At 59.5% G+C, this 13022-nt stretch carries 14 protein-coding genes; 6 read left to right on the forward strand and 8 right to left on the reverse strand.

Translation table 11 applies throughout. The features are described from left to right. Window positions 1–45: 45 nt before the first annotated feature. Window positions 46–768, forward strand: coding sequence for a DNA-3-methyladenine glycosylase (locus tag HG264_RS08495; protein ID WP_372240233.1), 723 nt, complete (start codon window positions 46–48; stop codon window positions 766–768). Then, window positions 761–2002 (forward strand): DedA family protein, encoded by a 1242-nt coding sequence (locus HG264_RS08500; protein WP_169407257.1) that lies wholly within the window; start codon window positions 761–763, stop codon window positions 2000–2002. Before HG264_RS08495 ends, HG264_RS08500 begins: the two co-directional genes overlap by 8 nt. 12 nt (window positions 2003–2014) lie before the next feature. Here HG264_RS08500 and HG264_RS08505 read toward each other — a convergent pair whose 3' ends face one another. Both HG264_RS08505 and HG264_RS08510 read right to left on the reverse strand, forming a co-directional pair. Continuing rightward, window positions 2015–3013, reverse strand: a complete 999-nt coding sequence (locus HG264_RS08505; protein WP_169407258.1) for an alpha/beta fold hydrolase — start codon at window positions 3011–3013, stop codon at window positions 2015–2017. A gap of 89 nt (window positions 3014–3102) precedes the next feature. Beyond that, complete coding sequence (locus HG264_RS08510; RefSeq protein WP_169407259.1) at window positions 3103–3687, reverse strand: LON peptidase substrate-binding domain-containing protein; 585 nt, start codon at window positions 3685–3687, stop codon at window positions 3103–3105. Between the two features lie 213 nt (window positions 3688–3900). On the opposite strand from HG264_RS08510, the gene HG264_RS08515 reads away from it, so the two are divergent. Next, window positions 3901–4356, forward strand: coding sequence for a MaoC family dehydratase (locus tag HG264_RS08515; RefSeq protein WP_169407260.1), 456 nt, complete (start codon window positions 3901–3903; stop codon window positions 4354–4356). Between the two features lie 42 nt (window positions 4357–4398). On the opposite strand, the gene HG264_RS08520 is transcribed toward HG264_RS08515, so the two are convergent. Together HG264_RS08520 and mpl are read right to left on the reverse strand one after the other, a co-directional pair. Further along, on the reverse strand, window positions 4399–5004 hold the full coding sequence (locus tag HG264_RS08520) for a flavin prenyltransferase UbiX (protein ID WP_169407261.1): 606 nt from the start codon (window positions 5002–5004) through the stop codon (window positions 4399–4401). Beyond that, on the reverse strand, window positions 4997–6358 hold the full coding sequence (gene mpl, locus HG264_RS08525; protein ID WP_169407262.1) for a UDP-N-acetylmuramate:L-alanyl-gamma-D-glutamyl-meso-diaminopimelate ligase: 1362 nt from the start codon (window positions 6356–6358) through the stop codon (window positions 4997–4999). Before mpl ends, HG264_RS08520 begins: the two co-directional genes overlap by 8 nt. Before the next feature lie 232 nt (window positions 6359–6590). On the opposite strand from mpl, the gene HG264_RS08530 reads away from it, so the two are divergent. The 3 genes from HG264_RS08530 to HG264_RS08540 all read left to right on the forward strand — a co-directional run bounded on the left by HG264_RS08530 (window position 6591) and on the right by HG264_RS08540 (window position 9532). Next, on the forward strand, window positions 6591–7850 hold the full coding sequence (locus HG264_RS08530) for a 6-phosphofructokinase (protein ID WP_169407263.1): 1260 nt from the start codon (window positions 6591–6593) through the stop codon (window positions 7848–7850). Between the two features lie 220 nt (window positions 7851–8070). Further along, a complete protein-coding gene (gene ppa, locus HG264_RS08535; protein WP_169407264.1) occupies window positions 8071–8598 on the forward strand; it encodes an inorganic diphosphatase in 528 nt (175 codons plus the stop codon). A 154-nt stretch (window positions 8599–8752) separates the two neighbouring features. After that, on the forward strand, window positions 8753–9532 hold the full coding sequence (locus tag HG264_RS08540; RefSeq protein WP_169407265.1) for a methyltransferase domain-containing protein: 780 nt from the start codon (window positions 8753–8755) through the stop codon (window positions 9530–9532). On the opposite strand, the gene HG264_RS08545 is transcribed toward HG264_RS08540, so the two are convergent. Genes HG264_RS08545 through HG264_RS08560 form a run of 4 tightly spaced genes read right to left on the reverse strand, consistent with a single transcriptional unit; the run spans window position 9533 to window position 12810 of the window. After that, on the reverse strand, window positions 9533–10891 hold the full coding sequence (locus tag HG264_RS08545) for an MATE family efflux transporter (protein WP_256663824.1): 1359 nt from the start codon (window positions 10889–10891) through the stop codon (window positions 9533–9535). Window positions 10892–10896: 5 nt separating this feature from the next. Then, a complete protein-coding gene (locus tag HG264_RS08550; protein ID WP_169407266.1) occupies window positions 10897–11268 on the reverse strand; it encodes a translation initiation factor Sui1 in 372 nt (123 codons plus the stop codon). Beyond that, the gene (locus tag HG264_RS08555; protein WP_169407267.1) at window positions 11258–11809 is read right to left on the reverse strand and encodes an NUDIX hydrolase; all 552 of its coding nucleotides are present in this window, start codon (window positions 11807–11809) and stop codon (window positions 11258–11260) included. The genes HG264_RS08550 and HG264_RS08555 overlap by 11 nt, the downstream gene beginning before the upstream one ends. Window positions 11810–11811: 2 nt before the next feature. Further along, window positions 11812–12810, reverse strand: a complete 999-nt coding sequence (locus HG264_RS08560; RefSeq protein WP_169407268.1) for a DUF2333 family protein — start codon at window positions 12808–12810, stop codon at window positions 11812–11814. Window positions 12811–13022 lie beyond the last annotated feature (212 nt).

Genomic DNA, 13022 nt, shown 5'->3' on the forward strand with positions numbered 1-13022 from the left:
ATTATAGCGGCCCGCCAGGGTGCTGGACAGGGCGAACCTGCTATGATCTCGGATATGTCAGTTACTCAGCTTCCCTGGCCCTCTGCCCGCCCTCTGGCGAACAGTTTCTTCCATCGCGAATCTCGTCAAGTCGCTGTCGAGCTATTGGGCAAAGTTATCCGCCATAAGGTTGACGGGCTGTGGCTTTCGGCGCGCATCATCGAGACCGAAGCCTACAAACTCGAAGACAAGGGCAGCCACGCCTCACTCGGCTACACCCATACTCGCCGCGCCCTGTTCATGGACGGCGGCACCATCTACATGTACTACGCCCGCGGCGGCGACTCGCTGAACATCAGCGCCGCAGGCCCCGGCAATGCCGTACTGATCAAGTCAGCCTTTCCCGTTACCGATGAGGTCAGTGGCCCCGATAGCCTGGCACTCATGCACAAGCTCAACCCGGCGCAGAACGGCAGTCAGCGCCCGATCGAAAAACTCTGCTCCGGCCAGACATTGCTGTGCAAGGCGCTCGGACTGAAGGTGCCTGAGTGGACGGCGCAGCAGTTCGACACATCAAGGTTCTTCATCGACGATGACGGCTATCGTCCTGAAGAAATCATCCAGACCACCCGCCTGGGCATACCGACGGGTCGGGATGAGCACCTGATGTACCGTTTCGTTGATGCCGCCTACGCACGGGTCTGCACCCGCAACCCGCTGGGACGCACGCGCCTGGAGGGCGAGCACTACCATTACATTGGCAGCGCCGGAGTCTGCAGACTTGATTGAAGCCTTGATGGCCTGGCTCAGCACGCACTCTCAGTGGCTGGGTTTCGCCATCTTCCTGATTGCACTGGTTGAGTCACTTGCCATTGCCGGGCTGTTGGTGCCCGGCGTCGTGCTGATGTTCGCCGCCACTGCCATGGCAGGAGGCGGAGACCTGCGGATGTGGGCCACCCTCGCCTGGGCGTTCAGTGGCGCGGTGGTTGGTGACCTGTTGAGCTTCGCTCTGGGCCGGGTGTTCCATCAGGATATCCGGCGGTTATCCCTGTTTCGCCGCCATCCACAATGGATTGACCGCGGCGAACGCTTCTTCCGGCACTACGGCGTGCTGAGCATTCTGATAGGCCGCTTCGTCGGGCCGATACGCCCAGTCATCCCCATGGTCGCGGGCATGTTCGATATGCCGGTTTGGCGGTTCATATCGATCAATATCCTGTCTGCCCTGGCCTGGGCCCCGGCATATGTTTTGCCAGGGTTCTTTGCCGGACGCGCCCTGCGCTGGCCGGTGCCCGAATATTTCTGGCCCCAGACCCTGGGATTGCTCGCGGCGCTCGCAGGACTGGGACTCGTAGTGCTAACGCTTCTGCGCCTTCAGGAGCGCTGGTCACCCTTCGCTGCTGGCGCGCTAACGCTGTTCAGCGTCCCGCTGCTGTATTTCGCGCGTCCCTGGTTCGGTATCGCGGAGTTTACCGCAACCACCTGGCTGGCAGCCTACAATGATCTGGTCGCACCCTTTCTAACCCATACCCGCGCATTGATTTCGCCGGTATACCCCGCGCTGCTTGGCACGCTGCTCATGATCACGCTGCTTCTGTTACGCCAATGGCAACAACTGGCCTACTGTTTCTTGAGCGTCTTACTCTGCATCACCTTCGCCTGGCTGCCAGGGCTGACCTATGAGGGAATGATTCTGTCGAATTCGCTGGCACTGGGCATGATCATCACGGTGATTTGCAACCGTGAGCAGGGCTTCTGGCGCCGCACGGCCTGGCTGCTCTATCTGACCCCCCTCTGCTTTCTGCTGATCGGGTCGGCGTTGATCAGCCTTGCCACCCCGCCTTTGGTCGCCATCAACGCCCTACTACTGGCCGCGGCTGCCACGCTTCTCAGCCTGTGGCTGGTCGACCGGGGCGCGATAATGGGCGCGCCGACGGCGCCGCTCGCGTACCTGCTACCCCTCTGCCCGCTGGCCGCTTTTGTGTTGCTGCTGATCAGTCCGCTCTTCGCGATAAACAGCTGACGACAGCGCACGTCATTTGCGATCGGCCGCCTTTTCTCTCGCCAGATTGATTGCTGCCAGAACCTGTTGCGGCTCGACGTGGTGCGGCATATGCCCCACCCCGGGAAATACCCAGTAATCCGAACCACGCACCTCAGCGTGCAAGCGCGCCGAATGATCCAATGGGCTGAGCACCCGATCTCCATCGCCGGAAATAATGACGCAGGGTTTTTCGAGCTCAGAGTAGCGGTTATGCAGGCTGTCACTGGCGGGATTGAGCAAGGCGAACTCCTCATTCGCCGTGCGCAACGCAAGGGGACGCAGACTTAACCAGACCGGGAACTGGTTCTTGAAATGCTCAGGCACCGGCCCTGGCGCAAAAATATTCCTCAATCCCAGATGCCAGGCCGCGCGCACCAGCCAGGGCGAGAGCGTATAACGCAAGATATCGCCGAACAGAGGCAAGCCGGTAACGCTGGTCAGCGCGAGTTCCGGCCGGGATGTCGGATAAAAATAGCCACTCATCAATACCACGCCTTTAATCGACCAGGGAAAGTCGAGACCCAGCGCCAACGCGACCATCGCGCCCCATGAGTGGCCGAGCACGAGCGGCTGGTCGATATCCAGCTTACGGAACGCCTCCTGAAATAGCGCAGCCTGGGTGACCGGCCCCCATACGGTCGAACGTGGCCGTTCGCTGTATCCGTAACCGGGCCTATCGAAGACGATCACCCGGTACCGCTCGGCAGCCATCTCCAGGAAGGGGCTGATCAGAAAATCGTCGGTCATGCTGGCAGCGCCATGCAGCAATACCAGTGGCTCACCGGAACCGCGCTCGACATAGTGCAACCGCACTCCATCGACTTCGACGAACTGCCCGGCCGGCGGGTATTCCTTCTCAGCGCGGGATGTACAATACCGCGCAGCCGCAGCCGATGCGCCAAGTGCAGCGGCAACCAGCGCAAAAGACGACACTCCTCCCTTGCCGCCGTGTTCGGTGGCGTGATCAGTAACAGGCTTTCGCGTTCTCATATCGGGCCTCGCTCAGGGACAAAGTGTTTTAGACAGTCCCTGCGCTGGCGGTTCGTGACGGGTGCTGGATATCGACGGTGAGCAGCTGATCAGGACTGCAAAGCCTGCAGCCATTCTGTTATTTGCTCCAGGCGCGCAGCAGGTGAGTCGATTCCCAGCAACGCTGCCTTCTGATCAATACTGAACGGCAGGAGATAGGCCAGCTGATAGGCGAGCGCCTGCTGACTGTCCGCGACAGGAGGAAGCCCCAGGCCGGCGGCCATCGGGTGTTGAAGAAGGCTGTCGCGCAGGGCAAGCATATCGGCATGCTCGTCTGTCGGACACGTGTCTGGCGCCTCTTCCAGCCAATCGACCCCGCCCACAACCAGACCGTCGCTGGCGACCTCAACGTCCAGAATTCGCGCACGTCGCTGGCCTTGTACCCTGATCCCTAACAGGCCGTTATCCCCTTGCTGCCAGTCGATTATGCGCGCCTCGCAGCCCAGTGAGTTGAATTTGAGATTACCTGACCCGGTCTCCGGCCCCGATTCCAGGCCGACCACGACGAAGCCCTGATCCTGTTTGAAGCAGCGACTGACCATGTCGAGATAGCGTGCTTCGAAAATCTGCAGATCCATCACACAGGAGGGCAACAACACCGTCTTCAAGGGAAACAGGGCAAATTGATTCGACATTCCAGCCTCTCGATTGAGCATTCTGTCAGCCAGAATAGCGAAGCGCGGCGGTCAGGTCATTCAGCAAACCTATTTACCGGACAGCTCAATTGACCGGGCCACGGACAGTTGCAACCATGCAGAACGACTCCGCAGGGAGACCAAGGAGCCTCTGAAGAACGGGTAGTCCCGATCAGGCAGAGGATCCCAGAACAATGACCATGGAGAATAGTTATGACCGCCGTACCCGTTTCCGAACTGAAATCCTACATTGGCAAGAATCTGGGCCATTCCGACTGGCTGCAGATCGATCAGGAGCGCGTGAACCAGTTCGCCGAATGTACCGGCGATCATCAGTTCATCCATATTGACGAAGAAAAAGCCAAACAGACGCCCTTCGGCGGGACCATCGCGCACGGCTTCCTGTCACTTTCATTGCTGCCCGTTCTGTCATCCCAGATATCGCTGCGCCCTGAAGGGCTGAAGATGGCAGTCAACTATGGCCTCGATAGCCTGCGGTTTATCCAGCCGGTACGGGTTGGCTCGCGGGTGCGGCTGCACAGCGAAGTCCTGGACGTCACCGAGAAAAAGCCTGGTCAGTGGCTGGTGAAAGCCCGCTCGACATTGGAAATCGAAGGCGTCGACAAGCCAGCCTTTATCGCTGAAGGCTTGAGTCTGTATTTCGTATAAGCAGTGCGCCGGGCCGCAACGGTCCGGCAATTCGCCCGCCGTTCACTCGCCCCAGGCGGGCAGCAAGTCCTGATCGATACCCAGCTGGTTAAGAATCCGCGCCACGACGAAATCCACCATATCGCTGACCGACTCTGGCCTGTGATAAAAGCCCGGACTGGCCGGCAAGATCACCGCACCCATGTGGCTCAGCTTGAGCATATTTTCCAGATGCACCGTCGAATAGGGCGATTCGCGCGGAACCAGAATCAGCTTGCGCCGCTCCTTCAGTGCTACATCGGCAGCACGTTCTATCAGGTTATTGCTGGCCCCCGTGGCAATCGCCGAGAGCGTGCCGGTGGAACATGGGCACACCACCATGGACGCCGGCGCGCCAGAGCCGGAAGCCACCGGAGCCATCCAGTCCTGCTTGCCATATACGCGGATCTGCCCCGGCCGCGCAGCGTACCGTTCGGTCAGGAAGGTCTCGAGCGCCTGGGGCTTGGGCGGCAGGTTCAGCTCGGTTTCAGTGGCGACCACCAGCTGGGCGGCCTGGGAAATCAGAAAGGATACCTCTACCTCAGCCCGGACCAGGCACTCCAGCAACCGCAGCGCGTATTGCGCACCGGAGGCGCCGGTTACCGCGAGCGTCACGCGCATCTCAGCCATGTCGCGCCACCAAAGCTTTCGCCAATCGCTGATGAATGCCACCAAAGCCGCCATTACTCATGACCACCACGCGTGCACCGGGTCTGGCGCCGGCAACAACCTTGTCGATGATGCGCTCGATACTGGTTTCCACCTGAGCCGGCACCGGGCTTTGCTGAACCACCGACTCCAGTGACCAGTCGAGCCCTTCCGGCTGATACCAGATCACCTCACTGGCCTGCGCCACGCTCGCAGGCAATGACGCCATGTGACTGCCGAGACGCATGGTGTTGGAACGCGGCTCGATTACCGCAATCAGCTGAGCATCACCCATTTGAGCGCGCAGGCCGGCAATGGTCGTCGCGATAGCGGTGGGATGATGGGCAAAATCGTCGTACAGGATGATGTCATTCACCTCGACCAGTTTTTCCATGCGCCGTTTGGCACTACGGAACCCCGCGAGGGATGTAATTGACTGTTGCGGCGTAACGCCTACGTGCCGCGCTGCAGCCATGGCAGTCAAGGCGTTGGCTACGCTGTGATCGCCCGTTTGCGACCAATTCGCGACGCCCTGCACCTGGCCATCCAGCCACACTTCGAATTGCGACCCATCGGCGACGAGGAGCCTGGCTTGCCAGTTACCGCCCTCCCCGGTGGTTTGCGTCGGGGTCCAGCAGCCCATCTGGATGACGCGTTGCAGCGCCTGCTCGCCGTGCGGGTAAATAATCTGTCCGCTTGCAGGGACCGTACGCACCAGATGGTAGAATTGTCTTTCAATTGCAGCCAGATCCGGAAAGATATCCGCGTGATCGAATTCAAGATTATTCAGGATTGCTGTGCGGGGCCGGTAATGCACGAACTTGGATCGTTTGTCGAAGAAAGCGCTGTCGTATTCATCTGCCTCAACGACGAAGAAAGGCGTGTCGCCGAGGCGAGCGGACAGACCGAAATTCTGCGGCACACCCCCTATCAGAAAGCCCGGCGCCATACCGGCATCTTCCAGTAACCAGGCAAGCAGGCTGGAGGTGGTTGTCTTGCCATGCGTGCCGGCAACCGCCATGACCCAGCGGTCCTGCAACACATATCGTGCAAGCCATTCCGGACCGGAGACATAAGGCAGGCCCTTGTCCAGAACATGCTCGACTGCCGGATTACCGCGCGACAGGGCGTTGCCGATGATCACCAGATCAGGCGCAGGCTCCAGGTGCTCAGGCAGATATCCCTCCATGAGCTGGATCCCCTGCGCCTCGAGCTGAGTACTCATCGGCGGATAGACGTTGGCATCGCTGCCGCTCACCTGATGCCCGAGTTCCCGCGCAAGCAGGGCCAGCGACCCCATGAAAGTGCCGCAAATACCAAGAATATGCAGGTGCATCGTCTATCCAGAATCAGGTTGCTTTGAGGTTGAATCGCGTCGCTGCGAATACTATCACGCACGCCCATGCAACCTTACAGCCCGCCGGAGGTCCATGCAAAGCGTGCGGCTTTGCGCTATTATCGCCGCCATTTTGCCGTAGGCCGTACCTCCGCTGAACGCGGCGCTCCTCGGGCGTTGCAGGGAGAGCCTATCTGCACCAGGCCATCAGCTTTCAAAACATGGAGTCAGCATGACAGTCAAGAATGCCTTTTATGCCCAATCTGGCGGCGTTACCGCCGTCATCAACGCGTCGGCAGCGGGGGTAATCGAAACAGCTCGCCAACATCCGGACAAGATTGGCAAGGTGTACGCCGGCCGCAACGGCATCATTGGCGCCCTGACCGAAGACCTGATCGATACCAGTCAGGAATCGGCAGAAAACATCGCAGCACTGCGTCACACCCCTTCCGGTGCCTTCGGCTCATGCCGTTACAAGCTCAAGAGCGTCGAAGCCAACCGCGCTGAGTACGAGCGACTGATTGAAGTATTCAAGGCGCACGATATCGGTTACTTCTTCTATAACGGCGGCGGGGATTCCGCTGATACCTGCCTCAAGGTATCGCAGCTGGCCGAAACCATGGGCTACCCGATCCAGGCCATCCACGTTCCCAAGACAGTCGATAACGATCTGCCGATCACTGATTGCTGCCCGGGCTTTGGCTCCGTAGCCAAGTATGTTGCCACCTCGATCCGTGAAGCCGGCTTTGACGTCGAGTCGATGTCAGCCACGTCCACAAAAGTATTCATTCTTGAAGTAATGGGCCGCCACGCCGGCTGGATTACTGCCGCCTGCGGCCTGGCCAGCGAAGGTCAGGGTCAGCCTCCGCACATCCTGCTGTTCCCTGAAATCGAATTTGACCAGGCAGCCTTCCTGGCGCGCGTAGACGAGTGTGTCAAAACCCACGGCTACTGTGTAATCGGTGTGTCCGAAGGCATCAAGAACAGCGATGGCAAGTTCCTTTCCGAATCCGGCCTGACCGACGCCTTCGGCCACGCCCAGCTCGGCGGTGTCGCACCCACGATCGCCAAGCTGGTCCAGCAGGAGCTGGGCTACAAGTACCACTGGGCCGTGGCTGACTACCTTCAGCGAGCTGCGCGTCACATCGCCTCCAAGGTGGATGTCGATCAGGCCTATGCCCTCGGTCAGGCCGCCGTCCGTATCGCCCTGGAAGGCAAGAATGCGATCATGCCGGCGATTCGCCGTCTGCAGGACAGCCCTTACCAGTGGGATATCATCGAAGCACCGCTGAAAGATGTGGCGAACGTCGAGAAGTTCATGCCGCGCGACTTCATTACCGAAGATGGCTTCCATATCACTGATGCCTGCCGCGAATACCTCTCGCCGCTGATCCAGGGTGAGGACTTCCCGCCCTTCGAGAATGGCCTGCCGAGCTACGTGCGACTGAACAACGCTTCGGTCGAGCGCAAGCTGGAATCTTTCTCGGTCTGATCGAGATTGCGGTAAAGGTAGAGGTCGGCTATCGCGCATCACGGCCTCTACTGCTACTAAAGAGTAGTTAGACCATGGTTTTATAGCCCGGCGCTTGGTCTCCGGACCTAATGCCTCTATAATCCCGGCCAACATTTTGCAGGTGCTACTGAACATCGCCTGGCCAGACGTCCAGCCAGGGCCGTTCAGCACTCTTCCCCATGCCCGTATCAGGTAAAACATGAGCTACGACCAGATCCCCGCAGGCAAAGACATACCTAACGACATTTACGTCGCCATCGAGATTCCGGCCAATCACGCGCCGATCAAATATGAGATCGACAAGGACAGCAGCGTCCTGTTCGTTGACCGTTTCATGGCTACCCCGATGTTCTATCCAGCCAACTACGGCTATATCCCGAACACGCTGGCTGATGATGGCGACCCGCTGGACGTATTGGTCGTGACCCCGCACCCTGTCGCCCCGGGTTCGGTGATCCGCAGCCGTCCGGTTGGTATCCTGCACATGACTGACGACGGTGGCGGAGACGCTAAAGTTGTCGCTGTCCCGCACGACAAACTCAGCGTGCTGTATCACGACGTGCAGGACTACACCGATCTTCCTGAACTGCTGATCCAGCAGATCCAGCATTTCTTCGAGAACTACAAGGATCTCGAGAAAGGTAAATGGGTCAAGATTGACCGCTGGGGCGGCGCTGAAGAAGCCCGCGCAGAAATTGTTAAGGCAGTAGACGCTTATCAAAAATAAGCGTTTCGCCAAGTTGAAAAGCCGGCCACAAGCTGGCTTTTTTTATGTCCGGCTTTTATAGCGGGGATGCGACGTGCGGTTCGATCATCTTTGCGCAGCAAAATGGTAATTTACGCGTCGTGACCTTTACTTTCGCACAGACACAGGGACTGGCATGACCGATCGCTACTTTGATCAGATGGGTGCGCATTTCGCCCGAAAAATATATGCAGGCCCCAAAGGTGCGATCCGCCTCGCCGTACTGACCCGCGATCTGGAAGAGTGGATGGCTGAGCTCGGAGAAGCCGATCAGTCATTCAGGGTTCTGGATGTGGGCGCCGGGCTGGGCCATATCAGCGAATGGTTGGCGGTCCGGGGGCACCGAGTAACGCTGTGCGAGCCCTCCGCGGAGATGCTGGAAGGCGCCCGCGAGCGGCTGGACGCATTGCCCTCAGCCTACCCGGTCGAATACCTTCAGGCAGCACTGCAGGATTTGCCCGAGCGTGGACAGACCTATGATCTGGTGATCTGCCATGCCGTGCTGGAATGGTTGGCGGACCCGGCTGCGGCTATGGCTTGCCTGCGGCAAATGGTGAACCCGAAAGGGGCTATTTCCCTGGCGCTATACAACCGCGACGCGCTCATCTACAAGAATCTGATCAAAGGCCAGTTCCGCAAACTCAGGCGCAATCAACTGGCCGGAGAAGGCGGGCGCAGCCTGACGCCTCAACAACCGCTGGATCCGCGTGAAGCACTGGACTGGGCAGCTGCTGCCGGACTTGAGCGCATTCACCAGACCGGCATCCGGGTGTTTCACGATTACATGCACGAACCCTTCAAAACACAGAGCAGCGAGCGGGACGTCATTGAACAGGAGCTGCTCTACAGCCGGCATCCGGCGTACAGCCAGCTCGGTCGCTATCTGCATTGGTGGCTGCGGCCTGCGACTGCGTGATCATCCTGCAGCAGGTGACATCCAGCGGTTGGTTCGCCAGAGATGCCAGAACCAGCAACCGAGAATTACCCCACGTGCCAGCATGAACAGATGAAAGCCCAGCCAGATCCCATGGTTGCCCGCACCCTGCAGCAACCAGGCGGCCGGCAGATACACCAGTATCGTGGACAGGAGCATGGCGTTGCGCATCGCCTTTGCGCGGGTAGCACCAATGAACAACCCATCGAGCACGTAACTCCACACTGCAACCAATGGCATGCATGCCATCCATGGCAAATAGTTGCTGGCTGTATCGCGCACCGAATCAATCGTCGTAAGCATCGAGATGATCAGTTCACCGAACAGGCTGAACGCCAGCACGAAGCCAAGCCCTACCAGCAGCGACCAGCCGAGGCTGACTATCAGAACCCGTTTCAATGCCATACGGTCGCGCTTACCCAGCGCCTGCCCGCCCAGCGCTTCAACGGCGTGCGCCAGACCGTCCAGCCCGTGCGAAGTCAATAACAGGAAATTCAGTAGCACAGCATTGGCTGCGACGACTTCATCACCCAGGCGAGCCCCCTGCAACATCAGCAGATAGAATACCGCCTGCAGGGCAAGGGTACGGATGAGGATGTCGCGGCTGGTTCGCAACATGGGCGCAGCACCGCGCATATGCATGGCTGCTCGCCAGCGCAGCCGACCGGGCAGTTCCTCAAACACCGGAGCGAGTAAAACTAGACCCACCAGCAGCCCGCAGTAATCGCCCAAGACGGTGGCCCACGCGGCCCCGGCCACGCCCCACTCCAGTCCTATCACCAGCCAGACATCCAGCAGCACGTTGGTTATGTTCACAGTAAGCAGCAGGAGCAGTGGCGCGCGCCCCTTGCCCGCCCCGATAAACCATCCGACCAGTACGAAGTTGGCCAGCGCCGCAGGCAGGCTCACCAGGCGGATGCCCACATAAAGCCGCGCTTGCTCCAGCAATTGCGGACTGCTCTCGAGGAAATAGACCCCGGCGGCGAACAGCGGCTCCTGGAGCAACCATACTGCTACCGCAATCAGGCAGGCCATCCACAGTGATTGCAGCAGCACCAGACGCAGGGCATCGCCATCGCTGCGCCCATAGGCCTGCGCAGCAAAGCCGGTTGTGCCCATGCGCAGGAAGCCAGCGCCCCACAGGATAAAAGTGATGAGTGTCGAGCCAACCGCGACACCACCAAGGTGATAGGCGGCATCCATGCGGCCGATGACGGCGGTATCAACCAGCCCGACAAGGGGAACACTGATATTGGAAAGGATCATCGGCGCAGCCAGCGCCCAGACCTTGCGCTGGGTGGGCTGGTGTCGCCAACAGGAAAGCAGCTCGGCTTTAGTCAATCCCGCTAGCCGCCCGCGCGTTTGGCCTTGAAGCCCTGCTCGATCAGCCACTGACAAAGCAGCTCAGCCTGGTCACCCTGAATCTCGATGACACCGTCCTTGATGCCGCCACCACAACCGCAACGCGTTTTCATGCGCTTGGCCAGTGCCTTGAGGTCGTCAGGAAACAGCGGCAAACCGCTGATGGTGGTGACTGTCTTGCCGCCGCGCCCCTTGGTTTCCCGACGAACCCGGACAACGCCATCGCCTTCGGGCACGGCCGGTGCGCCGCACACGCAGGCGTCACGCGGTTGCCGACACTCGGGACACATGCGCCCGGCTTCTGTTGAATACACCAGACAGCTCAAGGCCTGGAGCCCTTTTTGTTTATTGCTCATGCAGATTGTTCCGGATATATCTCGATAACAACAGTTCCAGCGCCAGCAGCGAATCCGGGGAGTACCACTCAGCGGGTTGTCGCCAGGGCGTGCGCGGATCTACCCAGCGAAACGCCATGACCTCCTCCGGCTGCATATGTACCGGACCGTCCCACACACAACTGAACACAGCGCCCCAGAGTCGGCTTTCCCGCGCGTTGTAATGAAAACAAAAATGCTCGCGCAGCGGAATGCCCGATACACCCAGCTCTTCCTTGAGCTCCCGCGCCGCGCCGTCCCGATAACTTTCACCGGCACTGACCACGCCGCCTGCCGCGACATCCCAGTAACCCGGATAGAGTCGCTTGTGCAGCGTCCGGCGATGCATGCACAGCTCACCGCGGGTATTGAAAACAAATACATAGGTGCAACGGGTGATCAGCCGTTCGCGCTGCACCTGATGCCGCGGCACCACGCCGAGCAGCCGGTCTTTGCTATCAACGCTATAGACCTGTTCAGCTTCAGAGGCGGCCAGATAGGCTTTAATCGCTTGTCGATCCACTTTTACCCCTGTTCAAGCAGGCGACGCAGATCAATCATCGCCGCATTGGCCCGGGACAGATAGTTGGCCATGACTAGAGAATGGTTTGCTGTCATACCAAAACCACTGCCATTCAGCACCATCGGGCTGCGCATGGGACGCTGTGTAGCCTCCAGTTCACGGATGATCTGCCTCAGGCTGACCAGCGCATTCTTGCGCGCCAGCACCTCGGCATAATCCCGCTCCACGGCTTGCAGCAAATGCACCAGCGCCCAGGCTGAGCCGCGCGCTTCGTAGAATACGTTGTCAATCCGGAGCCACCGCGTACGCTTGTAGGTGCGCCCCTCATCGGTCACCTCGGCGCGCCCCACACTGGCGGATAGCCGCTGGGACAATGACCCAAGCCGCGTGCTGACGTCACCTACCCAACTGGCAAGACTGTCAGCGCGGGCATAAAACTCGGCGTCGCCCCGTTCAAGCCGGATAATGTAGTCAGACAGAGCATCCATCCCGCGCTGGTACTCACTTTCACTGGCCGGCAGCGCCCAACTATTGTTGTCGAAGTTGAAACGCGGTTCGGCGAGCGCCAGGCTCGGATCTTCCGCGGACTGCGACTGTGACCGGGCCATATCCCGACGCAGCGCGCGGGTCATGTCACGCACCTGGACCAGCACGCCAAACTCCCAGCTCGGCATGTTATCCAGCCAAACCCCAGGCGGCATGATGTCGTTAGTCAGAAAGCCCCCGGGCTTGTTGAGCAACGTGTACATCAAGCCGTTCACAGTGCGAGCAGTGGTACTGCCAATAACCTGCGGCGCCTCTGCCGAGGGCGGTGGCACCAGCGGCTCCAGGCCGGGCTCCCGACTCCAGTACCAGCCGATAATCAGCAGAATCAGTAACAGCGCAGCCAGCAATCCGACAACCAATTTGCCAAGCGTGCCTCTGCCATAAGCGACCGCGGTTCCGAATTTTGACCTGTAACCCCCGGTCGAATAGCCGGATGCCCTGTTCCCGAATGTCATTTCCTGCTCCTGTCTGTGGATTGCGTTCAGCATATCACCGGTCATGCCATTACACATGGCGCTGGCGTGCGGATTCAGCTTTGAACATTGACCGCCCTATAGTTCAGACGACAGTAGTGTTTCAAGGTGCGAGCTGCTGCTCCCTGAGGCCTATTGTCACTCGGCAAGTGGCCCCCCAGGCATTATGATGTCGGCTCGCTCTTCACTTCGGA

This window comes from Pseudomonas sp. gcc21 (genome assembly GCF_012844345.1).
GTDB lineage: Bacteria > Pseudomonadota > Gammaproteobacteria > Pseudomonadales > Pseudomonadaceae > Halopseudomonas.